Source organism: Pantoea sp. OXWO6B1 (genome assembly GCF_001641135.1).
GTDB lineage: Bacteria > Pseudomonadota > Gammaproteobacteria > Enterobacterales > Enterobacteriaceae > Pantoea > Pantoea allii.
Window position 1 is genome coordinate 3,370,208 of sequence record NZ_LWLR01000001.1, and the last position, 21,117, is coordinate 3,391,324.

The following is a 21,117-nucleotide window of genomic DNA, read 5'->3' on the forward strand; positions in this document are numbered from 1 at the left end:
TCTCATCCGTTGCACGGGAGAAATACATGACACCTGAATCGGTAATGGCTATGGGACAGGAAGCGATGCGCGTTGCGCTGCTGCTGGCTGCCCCCATGCTACTGGCCGCGCTGGTTAGCGGTTTACTGGTGAGCCTGCTGCAAGCGGCTACCCAGATCAACGAACAAACGCTGTCTTTTATTCCAAAAATTATTGCAGTGGCAACCACTGGCATCATTGCCGGCCCGTGGATGTTAAACGTGTTGCTGGATTACATCCGCACCGTCTTTTCTAACCTGCCTTATATCATCGGCTGATGATTACTCTCGATAGTAGCCAACTTGTTCACTGGGTCAGTCAGTTTTTCTGGCCGCTGGTGCGCATTTTGGCCCTACTGTCGACCGCCCCGGTGCTCAGTGAACGATCGGTGAGCAAACGGGTAAGAATCGGTCTTGCGGCCATGATTACCTGGATACTGATCCCCAATTTGCCCCCGGTAAACGTTACCCTGTTTTCACCGGCTGGCTTCATGTTGCTGATTCAGCAGATGCTCATTGGTATTGCCATTGGTTTTACCATGCAGTTTGCCTTTGCCGCCGTTCGTACCGCCGGTGAGTTGATTGGCTTGCAGATGGGCCTGTCGTTTGCCACCTTCTTCGATCCCGCCAGCCGACTGAACATGCCCGTCCTTGCTCGCTTCCTCGACATGCTGGCGATGCTTTTATTTTTGACGTTCAATGGCCACCTGTGGCTTATTTCGCTGCTGTCGGACAGTTTTCATACGTTGCCCATTGGTGGCGAACCGCTGCACGCTAATGCTTTTATGGCACTGGCAAAATCGGCCAGCATGATTTTCCTTAACGGCATGATGTTAGCGCTACCCTTGATCGTTTTACTCCTCACGCTAAATATGGTCCTGGGTTTGTTAAACCGCCTTTCACCACAGTTATCAATCTTCGCGATTGGCTTCCCGATTACCTTATCAGTGGGCATCCTGACCATCAGCCTGCTAATGCCTCTCCTTGCGCCCTTCTGTGAGCACCTGTTCGGCGAAATATTTGATCTGCTGGCCCTGTTCCTGACAGAACTGTCCCCCGCCTGAACATTAAGTATCTAACTATTTATCACTTTTGATACTTAAGAAACCCATAACTATCAGAGCATTTTTCAAACCACATTTTTCAGAAATCAACTAAGGATAATCTGATAAGCGTGCGGAAAGTCTTAAAATTATTCTTATTAAACCGCGCTTCGCGTATTTTAGTCAGGCGGTTAACAGAGTCATCGACAGGGTTGTTTTGGTGATAAATTCGGCAATACATTGAATTTATTCAAGAAAAATTTTTATGTGATTTTTCTTGTCAGAAAATGTTTTTTCCGGCATTGTCAAATCGCTTATCGACATCACACTTTCGTGAAATAAATGTTTTTAAGACTTGTCCTATCAGAAAACTCTGGGTTTTCGGCGATAGTGACAGCGCTCCCAAAAAACGGTATTTCGCTCAGTGCGGCTTTATATCAACAAATCAGGTTGATACAGGCTCATGTGTGAGGTCAGAGCAATACAAAATTTTTGCAGAACGGGTCAGGGAAGAAGAATTTTATGGGCCATTGCCTGTTGCCTCGCTGCATCAGCACAATAAAAAAAAGCGCTTTGAAATCTTCTCGTACCGCAACGCGTAATTCATCGTTGATTTAAACGGATAACAAATTGGTGAGGGTCGCTAACATGCCAACGATTATTATGGATTCCTGCAACTACACACGCCTGGGATTATCAGATTATATGTCGTCGAAAGGAGTGAAAAAGAAAAATATCACTTCCGTCTCCGACATTGAGCAATTACAGCAAAGATGTGAGCAGTTAAAACCAGGTGTTGTTTTTATTAATGAAGATTGCTTCATTCATGAAACCGACTCCAGCGAACGTATTCGCAGTGTTATTAATCAGCATCCTGAGACACTGTTTTTTATATTTATGGCCATCAGCAATATTCATTTTGAAGAATATTTGTATGTCCGTAAAAATTTAATTATCACCTCAAAAGCCATCAAGCCTTCGACGCTGGATTCACTTTTGAGTACCTATTTGCAAAAGAAACTCAATATGTCACCGCGTATTTCTTCGGGTCTCGATGTCCACCCGCTTACGCTAAGTCAGACGGAGTCCAATATGCTGAAAATGTGGATGTCAGGTCATGACACCATCCAGATATCAGATAAAATGCAAATTAAAGCGAAAACCGTTTCGTCCCATAAAGGCAATATCAAGCGGAAAATTAAAACGCATAACAAACAGGTGATTTATCACGTGGTGCGTTTAACCGATAACGTGACGTCCGGCATCTATGTCAACGTAAGGTAGTACCTCCCGTCTTCAGGAACTGGCCCACAAGGCCGGTTTTTTTTGGATTAGCGATCCAGATCTCATTTTCAAGCGTAAACCTTTCCGTTCTTTTGCCGATGTTTTGTTCAACAGAACAACCTCCTAAGAGAGCAAGGAAATGAACACGACGCTGGTTAATGAAGGACATCACAAACTCAGTATTTGGCAAAATATCCGCCTGGTTCCTCTGTTTAGTTTGATATTTGGCGGTATCTTGTTTCTGTTCGCGCTCTGTATCGCGATATCAAGCTATTTCCTTATCCTTAGTAATCAATCACTAAAAGACGCAACCGACGAAATTCAGGTACGTAATGGGCTGGTCGACAGTTCCTCTCATATGCGTTCTGCGCGTTTAAATATTATCCAGGCCGGTGCCGCAGCACGTATTGGCGAAATGGATGAGTTCAACGCCAACCTGGCGGCAACCGATGATCGTATCAAACAGGCTTCAGAAGGTCTTAAAATCTATCTGAATCGTAAAAGTAAAACCCCTGAAGGCACCAAGGTGGACGAGCAGTTACAGGCTCTGTTCAAAGAGTATGTGACTAAGGGCCTGATGCCGATGATCGACGCCGGAAAACAGGGCAGTTTTGAAAGTATCATTGCTCAGGAAACCGATACGACGCGCAAACTGGATAACGCCTATAAAGCCGTGTTGATGCAAGCGATTAAACTTCGTGATGTGCGCTCCGCGCAGATCAACGAGCAGGCTGCCGAGCAGTCTCGCATTGGCTTTATCGCTATGGGTTCCGCATTTATTGCTGCCCTTCTACTGGTGTTGCTGACCTTTGTGTTTTTACGTCGGGTGGTCATTAATCCACTGCACAGTTCAGTGGCGCATATAGAACGTATCGCGCAAGGGGATTTAACGGCACCTTCCGTCCCGCACGGTCGTAACGAGATTGGTTTGTTGCTGGACAACCTGCAACACATGCAGCAGTCGTTAATCAAAACGGTAGGCACGGTTCGTGAAGGTGCGATTGCGATTTATCAGGGCTCAAGTGAAATTACGGCTGGCAACACCGACCTTTCTTCTCGTACAGAGCAACAGGCTGCCGCACTCGAACAAACCGCAGCCAGCATGGAACAGCTAACGGCCACGGTAAAACAGAATGCTGATAATGCGCACCATGCAAGCCAGCTGGCCGCTGATGCATCAGGCAAGGCACGTAGTGGTGGTGATATGGTGAACGGCGTGGTGAAAACCATGAACGACATCTCCGGCAGTTCGAAGAAAATTGCCGAGATCACCAACGTGATCAACAGCATTGCCTTCCAGACCAACATTCTGGCGCTTAACGCCGCGGTTGAGGCTGCGCGTGCAGGTGAACAGGGACGCGGGTTTGCGGTCGTTGCCAGTGAAGTACGCAACCTTGCCCAGCGCAGTGCGCAGGCTGCAAAAGAAATCGAATCGCTAATCGCAGAATCCGTGAAATTGGTCAGCAGTGGTTCACAGCAGGTGGGTGAAGCCGGCAGCACCATGGGCGAGATCGTAGAAGCGGTCCGTCGGGTGACCGATATTATGTCGGAAATTGCCGCGGCCTCCGATGAACAAAGCCGGGGTATTCAGCAGGTCAGCCAGGCCGTGACTGAGATGGATAACGTTACACAGCAAAACGCCTCGCTGGTTGAAGAAGCCTCTGCAGCAGCGTCCTCACTGGAAGATCAAGCGGGTAAGTTAACGAAAGCGGTCGCCGCGTTCCGTTTACAGGATACGCCGGTAGCGAAGTCAACTTATCAACCTGATACGGCCCCAAAAGCTTCCGCGCCAACGTTACGTCCAGCCGCTATCACTCACGGCAACGAGAACTGGGAAACGTTTTAAAAAACGCTTAGGCTTAAGCCGCGCCGCCAGACATTATCTGACCGGCAGGCAGGCAAGTAAGAAAAAAATCGCCCTCTGCGTATCACTATGCAGAGGGCAAATTTTTACCGGTTACGCGCAGGCGTCAGGCGGAAGGATAGGGTTCGACGAAAACGCCATCCTGATGGCTGCTCTCGTTAAAAAACCAGATACCCTGCGGGTAATCGTCCAACGCGACCAGAAACATTGTGCCTTCACTAAAGGGCTCTACGGCAAGGATTGTGCCGGTTCGCCGTGGCCCGCCATCCGTTTTAACACTGACGCGATCGTCTACCTTCATTTACGACTCTCCTGATATTTTCCTGCTGAACAGTTTAATCGAAGAGCGCCCGTAATGCAGGCGTTAGCGACGTGCGATAACCCAGACAGCGTGGATGATACCCGGGATGTATCCGCATAGCGTCAGTAAGATATTGAGCCAGAACGCGCCTGCAAAACCCACCTGCATAAAAACACCGAGTGGGGGGAGTAAGATCGCGATAAGAATTCGAAGTAAGTCCATAACCATTCCTTTAGGTATTGATAAAAAACGTTTTGTTATCAAATATAGCCCCTTTTTGCCAGGTTACAGCAAAAGTCAGGTAAATCTGAGTAATGCGTTTTTTCATTTTCCTGACATTTCCCTGCGAGACGTTTAACAGGCAGAACAGATAAGCTTCATTTCGTTGCTTTCCTCCCCAGGAAATACAACACCCAAAGTAACAAGGATTATTTGCCCGCGCAGCGCGGGCTTTTTTTTAACTTCCCTGCCCCCGCATTTTCCGCTAAGTTGTATATTTATTGCTCACACTGACCGCTGGAGGCATGCCATGACGCTTCCCCACTTACCCGATCAGAACGACAGAGACAGAGAAATGGACGCGCTGCTTAAGGCGATACAGCCTGAAAGCACTGGCGATCTTCAGGATTACTTTTCTCAACAAAAGCATTCATCCTCGCTCGCGGATGATCATCGTGCCGGGCTGTGCCGTGAACCCGCCGAGCAATGTGAGATGGATATTCAGGATTGCCGTTATGGCGAGATAAGCCGATAGACGAGAAGCCGCGCGCCTGTCGCCATAGCGCACACAAAAAAATACCCGGCGCGAGCCAGGTAAGTAGTCAATTCGTTACATCAGGGAAGTCATAGTGCTCTTCGAGACTACGCTTCCCATAAGCCATAACAAGCCTTTTCCATGCGTGTTTTACTCACCTCATTGCCGTCCGCGCGGTCAAACCCACTTCTCTGTCTTGTTAATTCAGCAATAATCGATGCACGATATGACGGAACCGGCTTTTCCCCTCTTCCGGTTTTAGGAATCCTCCTGGTTATAAAGCTTCCACTGCGCAAATCAAAGCCTGCTGTAGACTCAACTACACTAAAACGTAATGACTACGCTGTAGTGTCAAACCAGAGTGAAGGAAATCAGGATGCCCAATTTGAATGAATCGCTGATGATAGTGACCGACCTCGATGGATCGCTGCTTGACCACCACGATTACAACTGGGATGCCGCCGCAGAGTGGCTCGACAGGCTGAGGCAGCACGCTGTCCCCTTAATTATTTGCTCCAGTAAAACGGCGGCTGAAATCCTGCCCCTGCAACGCAAACTCGGCGTTGTGGGCGCGCCTTTTATTGCTGAGAACGGTGCGGTGCTCTACCTCGACGACAGCAAAAGCGTTCGTATCCCGGACGATAAAATGAGCTATAAGTCGATTTGTCGGGTTCTGGCCACGTTACGGCAGCAGTTCCGCTTTACCGGCTTTCATGACTTTAGCGATGTCGATGTGTCATCCATGACCGGCCTGAGTGAGGCGGATGCCGCCCTCGCCCGCCAACGTGACGCATCCGAGGTGATCGTCTGGCGGGATACCGATGAGGCGTTCAATCGTTTTCGCGCAGCACTTGCTGACTATCATCTTTCCCTGACCCAGGGCGGTCGTTTCTGGCATGTGATGCCCGCCAGAAGCGGTAAAGGTGAAGCCTTACGCTGGTTGCTGTCGCACCAGACAGACCAGCCGTATATCACTGTCGGCCTGGGCGATGGGCCAAATGATGCCCCGATGCTGGATGCGGTCGATTATGCCGTGGTGATAAAGGGCTACAGCAAGACGCCCGTCACTCTGCAGCGCGCGGATGATGACCGGGTTTTCCATACGACACATCATGGCCCGGAAGGCTGGCGTGAAGGTCTGGACCATTTTTTGACTCAGCCATGAAAAGCTGTTGTTCCTCTGGCAACCCCATAAGGATGATGCAATGAGTGATTTTTTTCAGAATGGCGTAATTACTAACTTTCACAATCTTACGCACCGCAGCGTTGAGTCACTGGAAAAGGAAATGGTGCGCTTTGCCCGTAAGCGCAAAATGGGATTGATCCTGCCATCGCTGTTTTCCGAACTGGAAGGCCCGGCATTGACGAAAATCGTGGATGAGCTGGCTAAGGTGCCCTATCTCGATGAAATTGTCATCGGGCTGGACAGGGCTGACCGCGATCAGTTTCTTCATGCCCGCGAGTTTTTTTCACGACTGCCACAGCGTCACCGCATCCTGTGGAATGATGGCCCGAGGCTCAAAGCCATTGACGCGGAACTCGACAAAGAGGGCTTATCGCCCACCAATCCGGGCAAGGGCCGTAACGTATGGTTTTGTACCGGCTATACGCTGGCGTCTGACCGCACCAGCTGTGTCGCACTGCACGACTGCGATATCGTCACCTACGAACGCGGTATGCTGGCGCGCCTGCTCTACCCGCTGGCGAACCCGGCTTTCCAGTATGAGTTCTGTAAAGGGTTTTACGCACGGGTTGCCGATGGCAAGCTGAACGGCCGCGTAGGTCGCCTGTTGGTGGGCCCGCTGCTGCGCTCATTGCAAAAAGTCTACGGTCACTCCGAATACCTTGATTATCTGTCCAGCTTTCGCTACCCGCTCTCCGGCGAATTTGCGATGCGGACACACGTGCTTAACGGCATCAAAATTCCGGGTGACTGGGGACTGGAAATCGGCGTGCTCTCGGAAATTTACCGTAACTACACCACGCGCCAGTCGTGCCAGGTGGAGATTGCGGATAACTATGACCACAAACATCAGCCGCTGGCGGAAGATGATGGCACCGGCGGCCTGAAGCGCATGAGCAACGATATTGTTCAGTCACTGCTGCGCAAGCTGGCGACCATGGGCGTGCCGTTAACCAGTGACTCCTTCCGGGTGCTTAAAGCGACCTATTACCGTAATGCGCTGGATATGATGGAAATCTACAATCACGAAGCGGCCATGAACGGTTTGAAATTCGATCAGCACGTTGAGGAAGCCGCCGTCGAAATGTTTACGCAGTCGATTCTTGACGCCGGGCAGTCATTTATTGAGCGACCAAATGACAAACCCTTTATCCCCAGCTGGAGTCGGGTCCAGTCGGCTTTTCCGGATATTCTGCAGCGTATTTATAAAGCGGTAGAAGAGGATAACGACGGCAACGTCTGATGCTGCGCGCGCCTTGTGATAACGGCGTGTAAGCCAGGTAGCATAAAATCGGCCAGGCCAGTGAGTAATCACAGGCCTGGACGGCAGAAATCAGGACGTAAACTGGGGCTGCGATTCGCTGGAATGACTAAGCTCATCACTGCGAAAAGCTTCATTCCTGACCGCATAACCATCATACCATCGACATTCCACCATGCCGCTGGCATGTCCGGTCACCACCATCGTTTGCCCGCCTTCCTTATGCTGTACTTCATCACTGATTGCAAAAACCATGTTGCGCCCTCTTTGAGAATTGGCTGTCATTGAAACCATTTCTTTATAGCACGGTAAAAGAGTTGCTGCTGTTAAGACGCGCATAAAAATGGCTAATTCAGAATAACGTAGAAGGATATAGCGGAAATAAATAAAGCGGATAAGGCATTATCCGCTTCGGGGGTTGAGTAGATTAGATTTTGCAGCCTTCGCAATCGGCGTCGTCAATCAGGTCTTCTGGTACTTCTGCCGCCTTTTTTTCTGCCTTCGCTTCGGCCTGCTCTAACTGAGCATCAATATCAAATTCAAACATGTCGTCGCTCATAGTTTTCTCCCCAGAACGCGTTAAAGAATGCGCTTTTATACCGATGACTCACGCAGTTTGGCAATAAGGTTAACCACTAACAGCACGATTGACCCAATGATAAAACCAATCACTAAGTTTGCGCCGTTGCTGAGCAGGCTTGAAACCAGCGCACTGAACGGTGCAATCGCATTTTCAATCAGATGATGTAATGGGGTCAGACCGTGGACAATAATGCCGCCACCGACCAGGAACATCGCCAGCGTGCCGACCACGGTCAGAATCTTCATCAACCAGGGGGCAGCGGCCAGTAATACCGCACCCAGCGCCTGCGCCACGCGTGAGGATTTTTCACGCAGCCAGAACCCCAAATCATCAATTTTAACAATGCCGGCCACAATGCCATAGACGCCAATCGTGACCAGAATCGCGATACCTGCCAGGATCACGACCTGATTCAGTAACGGGGCTTCGGAGACGATGCCTAAGGTGATAGCGACGATTTCGGCTGACAGAATAAAATCGGTTCGCACAGCGCCTTTGATCTTTTTCTTTTCGAAATCGCGCGGATCTTGTTTGGACAACTTATCCAGACGTGCCTGACGCGCCTCTGGCGAATTTTCTTGTTTATCATGCTGCAGGCTGTGCAGCACTTTCTCCACGCCTTCATAGCAGAGGTACGCCCCGCCAATCATCAACAATGGCGTAATCAGCCAGGGCGCAAACGCGGAGATAATTAGCGCCAATGGCACTAATATCAGTTTGTTCAGGAAGGAGCCTTTGGCAACGCCCCACACGACCGGCAACTCGCGGTTGGCTTTCACACCGCTCACCTGCTGTGCATTCAGTGACAGATCGTCACCGAGCACCCCTGCCGTTTTCTTTGCGGCGACTTTTCCCATTACCGAGATATCATCCAGCAGTGTGGCGATATCATCAAGTAGCGTTAATAAACTGGTTCCAGCCAAAATATTTCCCTTATTCGGTCATCAGCAACGGTTTCTGCCTGCATCAGCCGCAACACATCATCCTCGACGATGTGCAAGGCGATGCGGTGTTCACCGTGGTGCCTGTTCCGGTTCGTTATGTTGACAACACGGGCATCGTTCAATTTCTGTCACGGTCATATCAGCGATGCCCTCACAATCCCATTCGACACGCACTGCTTGTCCGGACGGACCCGCCATATGCAGATATTTACTGACCGGGCTTTCCGTCATCCCGGTAATCTCTTCCGTGGCCACCAGCGTTTCCCCAGCATAGATTCTGGCGGTGGCTTTGGTGTTCACCATGCGCTCATCACGAATCTGATAAAGGCGTTTAACCGTCAGTTTTATGCTGCTCATTTTGGGCTCCCGGTCACGGAAAAGCGTCTATCTAACCTTTTACGCGACGGATTAGCAAGGCTGGCTCATTCACTCTCGCGGTAATGATGAATGCCCTGGTGATCAATCTCGGCGCTGTCACTCATCGCCAGCAGCCACTCTTCCAGGCGTTCAAGCAGCGCCTCATCGTCCAGTTTGAGTTTACCGCGTAGCGCACACTCCCAGATGATCAGTACCTTCCAGCCATTTTCCCGTAACTGCCGGACGTAACGCTGGTCGCGCTCCACATTGCTGTTAATTTTGCCCGTCCAGAATTCGGTGCGCGTGGCGGGCACTTTAAACAAATAACAGTGATGGCGATGCCAGAAGCAGCCATGAACAAAGATAATGGCCTGATGCGACGTCACGACAAAATCGGGCCGGCCCGGTAGATTTTTATCCTGTACCCGGTAGGTAAATCCACGATCTTTGAGCAACAAAGCTATCCGCTGCTCGATGGCTGTGTCCTGCTGACGAATGGCGCGCATATTTTTACTGCGCGTTTCGCTGGAGTGAACGTCGACCATAGCACCTCCTTAATAGCGACTTATTCAACTTTAGTCGCCGTCCTGAAAAGTGAAAGCCAGCACCATGAAAGTGGGGCAAATATTTAGCTTGATGTCCACGCGTTCCGTGACGACGCGGGCAACAATCGTCTCTTTTTTGAAGCCCGCGCACACGGAAACACCGTCTAACCCCGTGCCTGCGGATTTCCTCATTGGGCAAGGAGTGTTAGCATAGGCGCTTCACTGTTAAGGATATTTGCATGCACGCCGTCGCACCCGCTGAACCTCTTCTCCCTGCTGCTCTGCATTCCGATGAACTGAACATGTTACACCAGGTGCTGTCGATCTATTCCGTCCGGGATGTGGTCGAACGTTTGCATCAGGCAGGCTTTTCGCGCTGGACGCCGCCGCTGCTGAACAGTATTCGTCAGGGCAAGCGCGCGTTGCCCTCTCTGGCCTCTGCGGAACGATCACTGTTACAGGCGTTATTGCCTTCACGGCCGGCGCATTATGATTCACCCGATTTCCGCTTTATCGATCTGTTTGCCGGTATCGGCGGCATTCGACGTGGGTTTGAACGTATCGGCGGTAAATGCGTATTTACCAGTGAATGGAATAAAGAGGCGATTCGTACTTATCGGGCCAATCACTACAGCGATCCGCAGGAACACCATTTTAATACGGATATCCGCCAGGTGACGCAGCCCGCCGGGCTCACGGACGAACAGGCGATTTATCAGTCAATTGATGCGGCAATTCCCGATCATCAGGTTCTGTTGGCCGGCTTTCCTTGTCAGCCTTTTTCCCTGGCCGGGGTCAGCAAGAAAAATGCACTGGGACGGGCGCATGGGTTTGAATGTCAGGCTCAGGGCACGCTGTTTTTTGATGTTGCACGCATTCTGGCGGCCAAGAAGCCGCCGTTCTTCGTCCTGGAGAACGTGAAGAATCTCAAGAGCCATGATAAAGGCCGGACCTTTGCGATCATTATGGAAACGCTGAATGAGCTGGGATACGACGTGGCGGATGCAGATGCCACGTCCCCCGATCCTAAAGTGATTGATGCACGCTATTTTCTGCCACAGCACCGTGAACGTATCGTTCTGGTTGGCATCCGGCGGGATATTGCCGGTTCAGAACAGTTTACGCTGCGCGATATCCGCAAATTTTTTCCTGCACAGGTCCCCAGCTTACAAAGTTTGCTGGAGCCTCAGCCTGACGAAAAATACATTTTGTCGCCTGTATTATGGCGTTATCTCTATGACTACGCCAAAAAGCACAAGGCACTGGGGAACGGCTTCGGCTTTGGCCTCAACGATCCGCAAAATCAACAGTGCTGTGTGCGAACCCTGTCAGCCCGCTACTATAAAGATGGCTCGGAAATTTTAATCGATCGCGGTTGGGATCGGGAAAAAGGCGAAGCCGACTTTCTTGATGCCCGGAATATGGCACGACGTCCGCGTCGTTTAACGCCACGGGAATGCGCGCGATTAATGGGGTTTGATACCGCAGACAGTCAACCGTTCCGTATACCGGTGTCCGACACCCAGGCCTACAAACAATTTGGTAACTCCGTAGTAGTGCCGGTATTTGCCGCCGTCGCACAGCTACTTTCACCGTATATCCGCGATTTAAAAGCCTGACTCACACTGAAAGTTGCGCTTAGGCGCAACGATTCCTCTCTTTTCCTGCTACCCGGTGGGATTGTCACAACATCGTCACGCAAGCCCAGAATACTGCTGCTTTTTCACTTGATGGGTAGAATGATGTCACCTCTCACTTTATTGACGCTGCGCGTTCTGAAGCAACGCCCCAGGTTTATACTTCCCGCCATCCCCACCTGGCTGACCAGCCTGCGCGGGAATTTTATGCTCTTTGTGGTGCTGTTCTGTTTATTGCAGTCCATCGGTATTGTTCTGCTTACCGCTCAGGTCAGCCATACCCAAGTCAACCTGACCCAGGCCAGCGCCATGCGTGACCGGCTGGCTTTGCTGGATCGTGCGCGCGTTGAGCTGCTGACAGCCAGCGATAACAGCCATCGCGCCGGCCTTTATCTGATGGAAGATCAGAAAAGCGGTTCCGTTGACAGCTGGAAAAGCCTGGCGGAGACCGCTAAATCGTCTTTGCTGCATGCGGAACAGCTTTTTGCCAACTATCACGCGGCGCCTGGCGGCGAACTTCAGCAGGGATTTGTGTTGCTGACCCAGGGATTAGAAGAGCAGTTGAAAGGTCTGGAGGCGAACAACATCGATGCCTTTTTTATGGTACCGATGCAGGCCTATCAGCAGCAGTTTAATAGCGCATGGTTTAACGAAATCACCCAGACCAATAAGCAACTCACTGCCGTAAACAGCCTGACGCTGCAAACGCTGACTGAAAGCCGCAACCTGTCGCTGATGGTAACCGCGCTGCTGTTTACGTTGCTGCTCACCGGCGGCGTACTGCTGCTGCGAGGTGTGATTATCCCATTACGTCTGGCCAGCCGTCAGTTACAGGATATCGCAACCGGGGACTTAATTAGCTGCCCGGTTCCGCCCCGTTTGCAGTCGCTGGAAACCGCTAAACTGTTCAATGCGGTGGCGGAGATGCGCCAGGGGCTGCGCGCCATTGTGGTAGAAATCAATACCATTGCAGCAAGTGTGGCAGACGGAACGCGTGAAATGCAGCACACCAATGAACAGGTGAGTGAGCAATATACAGCGCAAAACAGCAGCTTTAGCCATATTTCACAGCGTTTACACCGCGTGTCTGAAGAAGTTGAAAACAGTACCCTGTTTTCACAGCAGGCCTCCGAGCAGGCCCATTTCGCCGATGATCTGATGCAGCAGTGCACGCTTCAGGTGGATGAAATGGAGGTTCAGATGCGCCACATCGTGGATTCCTCAGGGGAAATTGCCGGTATCGTTGCGATGCTGGATGGCCTGTCGTTGCAAACGCGTTTGCTGGCGCTCAACGCCGCGATTGAATCCGCCCATGCGGGGGTTTATGGACGCAGTTTTGGCGTGGTCGCGAAAGAAATGGGAAATCTGTCCAATAAGAGTGGCGAATCTGCTCAACAAATTAATGGCCTGGTAAATAATACGCAGCTGCACATTTCAGAGGGCTTCAATAAGGTGAAATCGCTGGAAGCGCTGTTTAACCAGATCAGCGCATCAGTCAGCGCCGTCGTGGCGCAGCTGAAAGAGCTACAGGAAAACGCCACGGCACAAAGTCGACGCGTCACCGGCATTGCCGCAGAGGTGGTGGCGCTGGATAAACAACTTCAGACGAATGAAGGGCTCAGCGCCCGACAGGGCCGCACGGTTGATACCTTACAGCAGCAGGCTGCACGCCTGGCCGAAAGCGTCCAGCAGTTCCGTATCACGCTGTAGCCATAAAGCTTGAGCCGTAAAAAAGCCGCCTGTATTAAAGGCGGCTTTTATTTATTGTCTTAACGGCATTCACGTCGGATTTTTGTTATTTCTTTTTCTTGCTCTGCTTCTTAAGCAGCGTACGGAGCTGCTTAATTTCGCTTGAGTTTAATGCATCCGAGGCTTCTTCCTCTGTGTTCTGGCTGTCAATGATGGGCTGAGAAGGCGCATTCAGGCTCGCCTGAAGCCGTTGCACGATTTCCTGGCTCATTGACACCTGATTTTCGAGCGCCAGCTGTTTGATATGTTCTTTCAATGCAGGATCAATTTTAATCGTTAAATTAACAGTTTCGGTCATTTCATCACTCCTTTTTGTTATTACTCCCACGCTACCGGATGACTGTATCGATTCCTATACTGTCATAAAAATTTAATATTCAGCATGTAAGGGACTAAAATCGCGAAGCACCGACTCATCCAGGCCCACTAAATTGCCTTGCAGCTCCGCACACAGCTTGGCCATGTAGCCTACCAGGAAGTCAGCATTGTGTTCTGCCAGCATGCGCCCCGCTTCGGTTTGCATGGTTTCTGGCAACCGCAGTAACTTGGTCTGGAAGTGATCCAGCGTCCACTTTACATCATTGAGTTCCCGATCTTTACCAAGCGGGTCCGCACTGTTAAATAAGGGGCGATTCATCGTACCTGCCGTGTAAAACACCCGCGCAAGGCCGATTGCACCAAGCGATTCCAGCCTGTCGGCATCCTGCACAATTTTCGCCTCCAGGGTTTTTGGCGTAATGGCCGCGCTGAAGCTGTGTGCCTGAACGGCATGCATTACCTGCTCGATCAGTTCCTCAGGAAAATCGATGAAGTCCTGCTGTAAAATGCGCTGCGTTTCACTGGCGGCATAGGTGGATGCCTTATGACGCTCAGGATGATTTTTCGGTAAATTCACCACATCGTGGAAATAACACGCGGTCAGTACCACCAGCGGATCGGCCTGGGTGCCGGTCATAATGCGCTGAGCGCTCATCCACACGCGGCGTAAATGTGCGATATCATGCGCGCCATCATCATGAATCCAGTTGTTTTCAAACCAGGTTTCATAGCGAGCCTGCCAAAGAGTGAGTGACATAGTCTCTTTCCTGTCGGGGTTGAAGTGCGTTCTGATTGACGACGATTTAAGCGCTTACGGCCTACCATCATAGCGAATAGCTAATGACATTTTCTTTACACAGCGGACGTTAATCACCTTTTGAACCTTTAAATTCTTAAAGAAAATGAGACGCTGATCATTTTTATAGCATTTTGACGTAATTAAAACGGCCATTTGCTGCTTTTTCAGCCTTGACTGATTTAATTGCAGGCAGGTTAATTAGTTTAATAAATGTAATGATTTCTGAAAGGCATTTTATCGAAGAGGCACAAAAAACATGACATAACCCGATCGCACTTATCAATAAAATCGGCGAAAGTGACAGACAGATTAATCTGAAAAGGTTCCTATTTTTGCCGATATAACGTACTGTATTCTCACTATCAGATGTCCCGGAACGCGCATTTACACCCGCGTTGTTGATTTTTTATCCGCTCCCCTTTTTCGGGGCAAAAATCACCAATGCTCAGATGGCTATAAGACAGCAAATTGTTAAGGGTAATGATTTATAGTTTTTATGATATTGCCACCATTTAGATGCCCTTGTTGTTTTAGCAGTAACCGGGTTCTACTAATAAAAAGAGGTAATCCATGAAAGAGCGGCCGATTCTTTTTTCCGAACAGCGGGTTCGTGCCCTGTTAGTTGGCCAACAAACGCAAACCCGGCGCATAATGAAAACGCAGGCTTTCGGTCCGGGGCAGGATCACCATGAAGGGGTTCATGCTTTTGATGTTCAGGCGAACCACCTGCATGGCGATAAAATGATGACAATGAACGACATTCGTTATCACTGCCCTTATGGCATGCCGGGCGACCTACTCTGGGTGCGCGAAACCTGGCGTGGCCCGATTGTGCCAGAAAGTGCGCTGGCGGATTATGAACGCGATCCCGTGCCTTTCCGTTCGCCAGAATTTTGCCAGTACCGGGCGGACAGCAATGAACTGGGGCAGCATACCTTGGGTGGACCGGACGCGGAGCAGTTTGGCTGGCAAACGGCGATACATATGCCGCGCTGGGCCAGCCGTATAAATCTGCTCATCACGGATGTGCGTGCGGAGCAAATCCAGGACATCAGCGAAGATGACATCATGGCGGAAGGCGTTCAAACCGATTCGCACTTTCTGAATAATTTTTTCACCATGAATGTCAATTCAGAAATGCCAAAAGAAGCCTATCGCAAGGCCTGGCAAAAGCAGTACGGCGCAACCAGCTGGCAGGTAAACCCGTGGGTGTGGGTGATCGAGTTTCAGCGCGCCGAACGTGAGTAAACTTAGCCTGCGCTTTGCGGGCTGAATCACAGACAATTTTCTTGCTAACAGGTTGAATATAACGTCTTCATTCCTGAAGCCCGACAATGCCAGCATGAGGTTCTGATGCTGGCATTTTCCTGTCCGGTCTCTCAGGATTCTGCGACAGCTGGACTCAGTGCGGGACTTACGATGTTCAAATGGCCATGGAAAACACATAGCGACACTGCCGTGATCGAATTGCCCTGGCAGGCCGGTCTGGCACAGCCGATTTTTACCCTACTCCGTCCCGATGAACAGCAATGGTTGATTGAACTGGGGCAACGCTTTCTGCAGCAAAAGAAACTGGTTCCGCTTGAAGGCTGTCAGCTTGATGCGCACCGCACCGTCCGTATCGCTCTGCTGTTCTGCCTGCCGGTGCTGAAACTGGGGCTTGACTGGCTGGATGGCTTCCATGAAGTGCTCATCTATCCTGAACCCTTTAATGTGGAAGATCAGTGGCAGGATGAAACGGGTCTTGTCCATCATGCGCCTGCTGTCCATGCCGGGCAGAGCTGGACCCAAGGCCCTGTTATCCTTAACTGGCTCGATATTCAGGATTCCTTCGACCTGTCAGGCTATAACCTGGTCATTCATGAAGTGGCACACAAGCTGGATGCCCGCGGAAGCGGCTACACCAGCGGTGTCCCGTTGATCCCGCTCCGTGACGTCGCCCAGTGGGAAAAAGACTTGCGTGAGGCGATGGCGGACATCGAAAATGAGGTTGATTTAGTCGGTGAACAGGCGGCCAGTATCGATCCTTATGCCGCCAGCGATCCCGCAGAATGTTTCGCAGTGCTCTCCGAGTATTTCTTTACCGCCCCTGCCCTGTTAACGGAACGTTTTCCGGCGATGTATGCACATCTTCAGCAATTTTATCAGCAGGACCCGCTAAGCAGAATGCAGGCCGGGGAAGGCTAATCTGCTTACTTCGCGAACGCTTTGCATTAAAGCTAGCCAGTTGAATGCTAACCGCTTTTTTGCTGTTGACACACCAGAGCGACCTCGCTAATATGCGCCTCGTTCACACGATTCCTCTGTAGTTCAGTCGGTAGAACGGCGGACTGTTAATCCGTATGTCACTGGTTCGAGTCCAGTCAGAGGAGCCACATTCTTGTTTTCATGCGTCTTCACGAATCTTTATACGATTTAGATTCAACAAGTTAGCGTGAAAATCCTTCCCGATGCATTTTCAGTTTTCCCTTCGCATCGGGCAAGATGGGTGGTCTTATTGGGTGTCATTTCAGTACGATTATAGCGTGACCACTCTACGTCTCTGAACGGCACGACCATCCGCAGCCTAAACTCATCCGCTCAACCTTTCAAAGTATCCTATTCTCATGGCCTGTCCCTTTTAATCAATCCAGGCAGTTCACGTCTCTGGTATCTCAACTATCGGATCAATGTGGCGAATCCCGGCCTGGCTCAGGGGCTATCATCAGCGCCACCACCACGCCCTGATTACAGGCTTCCTGGATCGACCCATGCAGCGCGATGGATTATGCCGCATCAATCGCTACCACTTTCCCGCCTTAAAAGATCAGGTTTTGCAGCTGTCCTGCTGCTGCGCGGCGTTATCGGCGTTGACCCGGTTGGTTTTTGCCACTAACCCCTGCCTGATGCCGTCTTCTGCTGCCAGGTTCCAGACAGTCATCATCTGCTGGCACCAAGTATTTCCGGCAAACGAGCGGCTGAGTGCGATCGTGGTATCCGCCGGACTGGTACCCGCAAAGGCAGAAGCAGAGAGAGCCGAAAGCAGTGACAACGCGGCGATATAACGGTTCTTAGGGTTCATTAGATGAACGTTTTTAATGTTATATCGGGTACGCGTTTACGGGTGCAGGCAGAGCCCACACCGGTTTTCACCGGTGCGGTATGCCCGTTACTTCAGGGTTTCTGGGTTGATAACGTAAGGTTTCAGGGCGTCTTTCTCTCCTTTCAGATAATTAAGGATGTTGTTGATGCAACGCTCGGTGACCAGCCTTTCAGCCATGCGGTCCATACCGGAAACGTGTGGTGAAAGCAGAACATTGTCGAACTGGCGTAGCGGTGAGCTGGCCGGTAACGGTTCCACTTCGTAGACGTCCAGCCCCACGCCGCCCAAATGACCGCTTTTCAGGGCCTCAACCAGTGCTTCTTCATTAATCAGCGGGCCGCGAGAGGTATTCACCAGGATCGCGCCGGGTTTCATCATCGCCAGGGTACCAGCGTTAATGGTATGGCGGCTTTCCGGGGTGGACGGCGCATGCACCGAGACCATATCCGCGTTACGCAGCAGGGTTTCCAAATCGACCCGCTCGGCGTTCACACTGGCCAGCAGTTCGTCGCTGGCCCACGGATCACACACCAGGATGCGCATCTCCGCCGCATGGCAGCGGCGCGCCATGGCATAGCCGATGCGGCCCAGGCCGATCACGCCCGCGGTACGCCCCCAAAGACCGGGGTGGAAGCCGTCAAAGAACCACTCGCCGCGCTTGACCATTGCATCTCGCTGCGGCAGACGACAGGCCAGAGTCAGCGCCATCGCATAGGCGAATTCAGCCACGCTTTCGTGGTTGGCACCAAACGCCATCGCAATCGGCACGCCGGCAGCGGTAGCCGCTGGGACGTTTACCTTGTCGTAGCCAACCCCCCAGCGGGCAACGATTTTCAGATTAGGGGCCTGAGCGAAGACGTTTTCGGTATAGGGTTCGCCCCCGGCAATGGTCGCCACCACGTTCTGCTGAAGTTTGCTAATCAGTTCCTGCTCATTGGGCAACCTGAAGGTTTCATTTACCTCAACGTCATAGCCAGCCTGTCGCAGCGGATCGAAGACAGGATCGCTGTTTTTAAACTGCTCGGTGAATACTACGATTTTTTCAGGTGTTGTTGCGTTCATAATTCTTTCCTTTGATTTCTGATGTTTTTTTCTCTTCCGAAGGCAGTAAAACGAACAGGGCGACGGCAATCACGGCGGCAATTGCCAGCGCGTAAAGGCCGGCAGCCGGCGTCTGGAAGTAGATTTCAGCCCAGGTACGCAGGTTCGGTGCAACGAAGCCCCCTACCGCGCCGCAACTGTTGATCAGGGCGAAACTTGCCGCCGCCGCCGCACCACCATAGTAGCGGGTAGGCCAGGTCCAGAAGATGGGCTGGGCGGTCATAATCCCCATCGTGACGAAGCTGAGTGCGACAATGGCTAACAGCGGGGAAGCATGGGCGGAAACGATCAGACCAAACGCAATGCAGCACAGCGAGATGGCCCCAAACAGGCGAGCTCGGCCCAGACGGGCAGCCAGCCCAGGCCAGGTGGCTCCGGCAACCAACGCGCATAACCAAGGAATCGCGGTCACCAGGCCGACCATCAGACCAATCTTTACGCCCAGCAGCGCGGCAACCTGGGTAGGCAGATAAAATGCGACGCCCAATCCGGTAATTTGGATCAGGAAGTAGATGGCGGCAAAGTGCAGCAGTACCGGGCTTTTAATCGCGTCGATAAAGCGGGTATGTCCGGCGCGAGCCTTGTCGGCTTTCTCTTCGTCGAGCGCGGCAGTCAGCACCTGTTTCTCTTCCGCAGTCAGCCAACTCACCTCCTTCGGTGAATTACGCAGGAAGAACCACAGAACCACGCCCAACACACTCGCTGCCAGGCCTTCTACCGCAAACATAATCTGCCAGCCTTCCCAGCCGCCAAAGCCGTGCAGATCCAGTAACAGACCGGAAATCGGACCGCCAATAATCAGCGCAATCGGAGAACCAAAATAGAAGATCCCCATGATGTGGGCCCTAAAACGCGAAGGGAACCACTGGGCGATAAAATAGATCGCCGTAGGGAAGAATCCGGCTTCAACAATACCCAGCAGCACGCGCAGAAAATAAAAGGTCTGCTCGTTCCAGGCAAAGGATACTGCCGCGGAAACCAGTCCCCAGGTGACCATAATCCTTACCAGCCAGGCGCGGGGGCCAACGCGGTGCATCAGCAGGTTGCTGGGTAATTCAAACAGCGCGTAGGAGAGGAAGAAGATCCCGGCACCAAAGGCAAAGGCCGCATCGGAAATACCGGTAGACGCCTGATAGGCCGATTTGGCAAAGCTGACGTTCACCCGGTCAAGGTATGACATCAGATACATCACTATCAGGCAGGGAATAATCCGCCATTTTGCTTTATTTACCGCACGGACTAATACGCTATCGTTTATGGCTTGCTTACGCATTGAATGCACCTTCATTTTGGGCGCCAGAGAGAGGCATAGCCTCTGGTGCTGGTACAGGGTGGATAAATCAGCTGATTTTATTGTTATAGAATTCTGTTCCGCTGCGGATCTGGTCGAGAATCACTCCCAGCCCCCAAAATTTTTCCAGCACATTTTCTTTGTTTACCCGGCAGGCTTCGCTCTCGAAGGTGCCCAGGCGCTGATGGTAGATTTTGGCATTCTTCGGATAGCCCAGCGTTTCCGACACGGCAGCAAGAGACAGGAATGTCGCCAGCTCATTGGCCAGAACCGGATCTTTCGCGTGGTGGTGATAAAGCCAGACGTACAGCTCTGGATGGAAATTGGTAAATACCCCGCTGAAACCTTTTGAACCGGCCTGCATGGCGGGCCAGGCAATAGCGGCGTTGGCGTTAATGATATTCAGCCGCGTACCTTCGGCCAGCGCCACGCGGCGTTTTACCGTGTCCAGATCGCAGCTTACGTCCTTCAGCACCGTGAAACGTCCGCTGCGGGCGCACCATGAGAACTCATCATCCATCAGAAGGCGGCGATAAGGTGCCGGGCACTCGTAGAGCCCCAGCGGCAGGCTCTCCGGAAGCGCGTCCAGCAGGGTTTGCAGAGTGGCGTAGAACACCTCGCTGCCCTGGTTCTTCGGATCGAGATGGTTGGTAACCAGCACTAACGCATCGGCACCGGTAGAGGCCATCGCCAGCAGCTCTTTGCGCTGATCGTCGATATCATCACTGATATGCCCGGAAACAATCACCGGCACGCGGCCTGCGGTTTTCTCCACAACGAAGCGTCCCAGCTTTACGCGCTCTTCCAGCGTTAAAAATTGCATTTCGCTGGACTGACATACTGCGAACAACGCATCAACGCCCTTCTGCAGGTACCACTCAATCAGGCGCTCCAGGCCAGGCCAGTCGATTTCGTTCTGCGCGTTAAATGGGGTCAGCATGACGGGTACAACACCGTTAATCTCTTTCATTTTTTTCCTTACAGCCACAGTGTGGTCAGAAAAC

The 21,117-nt window shown here is 51.5% G+C and carries 24 protein-coding genes and 1 tRNA gene; 12 read left to right on the plus strand and 13 right to left on the minus strand.

Annotated features, from left to right (window positions below; all coding sequences use genetic code 11):
* Window positions 1–26: 26 nt before the first annotated feature.
* From fliQ to A6A26_RS17925, 4 genes are all read left to right on the plus strand, one after another.
* On the plus strand, window positions 27–296 hold the full coding sequence (gene fliQ / locus A6A26_RS17910; RefSeq protein WP_063879986.1) for a flagellar biosynthesis protein FliQ: 270 nt from the start codon (window positions 27–29) through the stop codon (window positions 294–296).
* Window positions 296–1,081 carry a flagellar biosynthetic protein FliR gene (gene fliR, locus A6A26_RS17915; protein WP_063879987.1) on the plus strand — a complete coding sequence of 262 codons (786 nt, stop codon included), beginning with the start codon at window positions 296–298 and terminating at the stop codon, window positions 1,079–1,081. Before fliQ ends, fliR begins: the two co-directional genes overlap by 1 nt.
* Window positions 1,082–1,708: 627 nt before the next feature.
* Window positions 1,709–2,344, plus strand: a complete 636-nt coding sequence (gene rcsA / locus A6A26_RS17920) for a transcriptional regulator RcsA (protein ID WP_014593952.1) — start codon at window positions 1,709–1,711, stop codon at window positions 2,342–2,344.
* 139 nt (window positions 2,345–2,483) lie between these two features.
* Complete coding sequence (locus A6A26_RS17925; protein WP_063879988.1) at window positions 2,484–4,190, plus strand: methyl-accepting chemotaxis protein; 1,707 nt, start codon at window positions 2,484–2,486, stop codon at window positions 4,188–4,190.
* Window positions 4,191–4,314: 124 nt separating this feature from the next.
* Here A6A26_RS17925 and dsrB read toward each other — a convergent pair whose 3' ends face one another.
* Window positions 4,315–4,509 carry a protein DsrB gene (dsrB, locus tag A6A26_RS17930; protein WP_063879989.1) on the minus strand — a complete coding sequence of 65 codons (195 nt, stop codon included), beginning with the start codon at window positions 4,507–4,509 and terminating at the stop codon, window positions 4,315–4,317.
* Between the two features lie 63 nt (window positions 4,510–4,572).
* Window positions 4,573–4,731, minus strand: coding sequence for a YqaE/Pmp3 family membrane protein (locus A6A26_RS24930; protein ID WP_074181025.1), 159 nt, complete (start codon window positions 4,729–4,731; stop codon window positions 4,573–4,575).
* Between the two features lie 307 nt (window positions 4,732–5,038).
* On the opposite strand from A6A26_RS24930, the gene A6A26_RS17935 reads away from it, so the two are divergent.
* The 3 genes from A6A26_RS17935 (at window position 5,039) to A6A26_RS17945 (ending at window position 7,689) form a co-directional block, all read left to right on the plus strand.
* Window positions 5,039–5,263, plus strand: a complete 225-nt coding sequence (locus A6A26_RS17935; protein ID WP_063879990.1) for a DUF2525 domain-containing protein — start codon at window positions 5,039–5,041, stop codon at window positions 5,261–5,263.
* Between the two features lie 376 nt (window positions 5,264–5,639).
* Complete coding sequence (locus A6A26_RS17940; RefSeq protein ID WP_063879991.1) at window positions 5,640–6,428, plus strand: mannosyl-3-phosphoglycerate phosphatase-related protein; 789 nt, start codon at window positions 5,640–5,642, stop codon at window positions 6,426–6,428.
* 40 nt (window positions 6,429–6,468) lie between these two features.
* Entirely contained in the window at window positions 6,469–7,689 is a 1,221-nt protein-coding gene (locus A6A26_RS17945; RefSeq protein WP_063879992.1) for a glycosyltransferase family protein, read from the plus strand.
* Window positions 7,690–7,779: 90 nt separating this feature from the next.
* Here A6A26_RS17945 and A6A26_RS17950 read toward each other — a convergent pair whose 3' ends face one another.
* The 5 genes from A6A26_RS17950 to A6A26_RS17965 form a co-directional block, all read right to left on the minus strand.
* A complete protein-coding gene (locus A6A26_RS17950) occupies window positions 7,780–7,962 on the minus strand; it encodes a YodC family protein (RefSeq protein WP_063879993.1) in 183 nt (60 codons plus the stop codon).
* A 172-nt stretch (window positions 7,963–8,134) separates the two neighbouring features.
* The gene (locus tag A6A26_RS26175; RefSeq protein ID WP_255474456.1) at window positions 8,135–8,266 is read right to left on the minus strand and encodes a hypothetical protein; all 132 of its coding nucleotides are present in this window, start codon (window positions 8,264–8,266) and stop codon (window positions 8,135–8,137) included.
* Between the two features lie 35 nt (window positions 8,267–8,301).
* Entirely contained in the window at window positions 8,302–9,213 is a 912-nt protein-coding gene (locus A6A26_RS17955; protein WP_063879994.1) for a DUF808 domain-containing protein, read from the minus strand.
* Window positions 9,214–9,303: 90 nt separating this feature from the next.
* The gene (locus tag A6A26_RS17960) at window positions 9,304–9,591 is read right to left on the minus strand and encodes a hypothetical protein (RefSeq protein WP_063879995.1); all 288 of its coding nucleotides are present in this window, start codon (window positions 9,589–9,591) and stop codon (window positions 9,304–9,306) included.
* Between the two features lie 65 nt (window positions 9,592–9,656).
* Window positions 9,657–10,136, minus strand: coding sequence for a very short patch repair endonuclease (locus tag A6A26_RS17965; protein WP_063879996.1), 480 nt, complete (start codon window positions 10,134–10,136; stop codon window positions 9,657–9,659).
* Window positions 10,137–10,375: 239 nt separating this feature from the next.
* Between A6A26_RS17965 and dcm the strand changes: the two genes are divergently transcribed.
* Together dcm and A6A26_RS17975 are read left to right on the plus strand one after the other, a co-directional pair.
* On the plus strand, window positions 10,376–11,755 hold the full coding sequence (dcm, locus tag A6A26_RS17970; RefSeq protein WP_063879997.1) for a DNA (cytosine-5-)-methyltransferase: 1,380 nt from the start codon (window positions 10,376–10,378) through the stop codon (window positions 11,753–11,755).
* Between the two features lie 111 nt (window positions 11,756–11,866).
* On the plus strand, window positions 11,867–13,483 hold the full coding sequence (locus tag A6A26_RS17975) for a methyl-accepting chemotaxis protein (protein ID WP_063879998.1): 1,617 nt from the start codon (window positions 11,867–11,869) through the stop codon (window positions 13,481–13,483).
* Window positions 13,484–13,568: 85 nt separating this feature from the next.
* Here A6A26_RS17975 and A6A26_RS17980 read toward each other — a convergent pair whose 3' ends face one another.
* Together A6A26_RS17980 and A6A26_RS17985 are read right to left on the minus strand one after the other, a co-directional pair.
* Window positions 13,569–13,820 carry an Arc family DNA-binding protein gene (locus tag A6A26_RS17980; RefSeq protein WP_063879999.1) on the minus strand — a complete coding sequence of 84 codons (252 nt, stop codon included), beginning with the start codon at window positions 13,818–13,820 and terminating at the stop codon, window positions 13,569–13,571.
* Between the two features lie 72 nt (window positions 13,821–13,892).
* On the minus strand, window positions 13,893–14,597 hold the full coding sequence (locus tag A6A26_RS17985) for a phosphohydrolase (protein WP_063880000.1): 705 nt from the start codon (window positions 14,595–14,597) through the stop codon (window positions 13,893–13,895).
* 612 nt (window positions 14,598–15,209) lie between these two features.
* On the opposite strand from A6A26_RS17985, the gene A6A26_RS17990 reads away from it, so the two are divergent.
* The 3 genes from A6A26_RS17990 to A6A26_RS18000 all read left to right on the plus strand — a co-directional run bounded on the left by A6A26_RS17990 (window position 15,210) and on the right by A6A26_RS18000 (window position 17,014).
* Window positions 15,210–15,887 carry an ASCH domain-containing protein gene (locus A6A26_RS17990; protein WP_063880001.1) on the plus strand — a complete coding sequence of 226 codons (678 nt, stop codon included), beginning with the start codon at window positions 15,210–15,212 and terminating at the stop codon, window positions 15,885–15,887.
* A 171-nt stretch (window positions 15,888–16,058) separates the two neighbouring features.
* On the plus strand, window positions 16,059–16,826 hold the full coding sequence (gene mtfA / locus A6A26_RS17995; protein WP_172823902.1) for a DgsA anti-repressor MtfA: 768 nt from the start codon (window positions 16,059–16,061) through the stop codon (window positions 16,824–16,826).
* 112 nt (window positions 16,827–16,938) lie between these two features.
* A tRNA-Asn gene (locus A6A26_RS18000) sits at window positions 16,939–17,014 on the plus strand.
* Between the two features lie 431 nt (window positions 17,015–17,445).
* Here the strand turns inward: A6A26_RS18000 and A6A26_RS18005 are convergent.
* The 4 genes from A6A26_RS18005 to A6A26_RS18020 all read right to left on the minus strand — a co-directional run bounded on the left by A6A26_RS18005 (window position 17,446) and on the right by A6A26_RS18020 (window position 21,083).
* Complete coding sequence (locus A6A26_RS18005) at window positions 17,446–17,700, minus strand: hypothetical protein (protein ID WP_063880003.1); 255 nt, start codon at window positions 17,698–17,700, stop codon at window positions 17,446–17,448.
* 87 nt (window positions 17,701–17,787) lie between these two features.
* The gene (locus A6A26_RS18010) at window positions 17,788–18,783 is read right to left on the minus strand and encodes a phosphoglycerate dehydrogenase (RefSeq protein WP_063880004.1); all 996 of its coding nucleotides are present in this window, start codon (window positions 18,781–18,783) and stop codon (window positions 17,788–17,790) included.
* Window positions 18,764–20,095 (minus strand): MFS transporter, encoded by a 1,332-nt coding sequence (locus A6A26_RS18015; protein ID WP_063880005.1) that lies wholly within the window; start codon window positions 20,093–20,095, stop codon window positions 18,764–18,766. Before A6A26_RS18015 ends, A6A26_RS18010 begins: the two co-directional genes overlap by 20 nt.
* A 67-nt stretch (window positions 20,096–20,162) precedes the next feature.
* Window positions 20,163–21,083 (minus strand): dihydrodipicolinate synthase family protein, encoded by a 921-nt coding sequence (locus A6A26_RS18020; protein ID WP_063880006.1) that lies wholly within the window; start codon window positions 21,081–21,083, stop codon window positions 20,163–20,165.
* Between the last annotated feature and the right edge of the window lie 34 nt (window positions 21,084–21,117).

Coding starts and splice junctions, on each gene's coding strand:
- dcm (WP_063879997.1), top strand. CDS start 10,376: ATGCACGCCGTCGCACCCGCTGAACCTCTTCTCCCTGCTGCTCTGCAT.
- A6A26_RS17950 (WP_063879993.1), bottom strand. CDS start 7,962: ATGGTTTTTGCAATCAGTGATGAAGTACAGCATAAGGAAGGCGGGCAA.
- A6A26_RS17975 (WP_063879998.1), top strand. CDS start 11,867: ATGGGTAGAATGATGTCACCTCTCACTTTATTGACGCTGCGCGTTCTG.
- A6A26_RS17940 (WP_063879991.1), top strand. CDS start 5,640: ATGCCCAATTTGAATGAATCGCTGATGATAGTGACCGACCTCGATGGA.
- A6A26_RS17990 (WP_063880001.1), top strand. CDS start 15,210: ATGAAAGAGCGGCCGATTCTTTTTTCCGAACAGCGGGTTCGTGCCCTG.
- A6A26_RS17960 (WP_063879995.1), bottom strand. CDS start 9,591: ATGAGCAGCATAAAACTGACGGTTAAACGCCTTTATCAGATTCGTGAT.
- A6A26_RS18020 (WP_063880006.1), bottom strand. CDS start 21,083: ATGAAAGAGATTAACGGTGTTGTACCCGTCATGCTGACCCCATTTAAC.
- A6A26_RS24930 (WP_074181025.1), bottom strand. CDS start 4,731: ATGGACTTACTTCGAATTCTTATCGCGATCTTACTCCCCCCACTCGGT.
- A6A26_RS17965 (WP_063879996.1), bottom strand. CDS start 10,136: ATGGTCGACGTTCACTCCAGCGAAACGCGCAGTAAAAATATGCGCGCC.
- fliR (WP_063879987.1), top strand. CDS start 296: ATGATTACTCTCGATAGTAGCCAACTTGTTCACTGGGTCAGTCAGTTT.
- fliQ (WP_063879986.1), top strand. CDS start 27: ATGACACCTGAATCGGTAATGGCTATGGGACAGGAAGCGATGCGCGTT.
- A6A26_RS17980 (WP_063879999.1), bottom strand. CDS start 13,820: ATGACCGAAACTGTTAATTTAACGATTAAAATTGATCCTGCATTGAAA.
- A6A26_RS18015 (WP_063880005.1), bottom strand. CDS start 20,095: ATGCGTAAGCAAGCCATAAACGATAGCGTATTAGTCCGTGCGGTAAAT.
- A6A26_RS18010 (WP_063880004.1), bottom strand. CDS start 18,783: ATGAACGCAACAACACCTGAAAAAATCGTAGTATTCACCGAGCAGTTT.
- A6A26_RS17945 (WP_063879992.1), top strand. CDS start 6,469: ATGAGTGATTTTTTTCAGAATGGCGTAATTACTAACTTTCACAATCTT.
- A6A26_RS17935 (WP_063879990.1), top strand. CDS start 5,039: ATGACGCTTCCCCACTTACCCGATCAGAACGACAGAGACAGAGAAATG.
- A6A26_RS18005 (WP_063880003.1), bottom strand. CDS start 17,700: ATGAACCCTAAGAACCGTTATATCGCCGCGTTGTCACTGCTTTCGGCT.
- rcsA (WP_014593952.1), top strand. CDS start 1,709: ATGCCAACGATTATTATGGATTCCTGCAACTACACACGCCTGGGATTA.
- dsrB (WP_063879989.1), bottom strand. CDS start 4,509: ATGAAGGTAGACGATCGCGTCAGTGTTAAAACGGATGGCGGGCCACGG.
- A6A26_RS26175 (WP_255474456.1), bottom strand. CDS start 8,266: ATGAGCGACGACATGTTTGAATTTGATATTGATGCTCAGTTAGAGCAG.
- mtfA (WP_172823902.1), top strand. CDS start 16,059: ATGTTCAAATGGCCATGGAAAACACATAGCGACACTGCCGTGATCGAA.
- A6A26_RS17985 (WP_063880000.1), bottom strand. CDS start 14,597: ATGTCACTCACTCTTTGGCAGGCTCGCTATGAAACCTGGTTTGAAAAC.
- A6A26_RS17925 (WP_063879988.1), top strand. CDS start 2,484: ATGAACACGACGCTGGTTAATGAAGGACATCACAAACTCAGTATTTGG.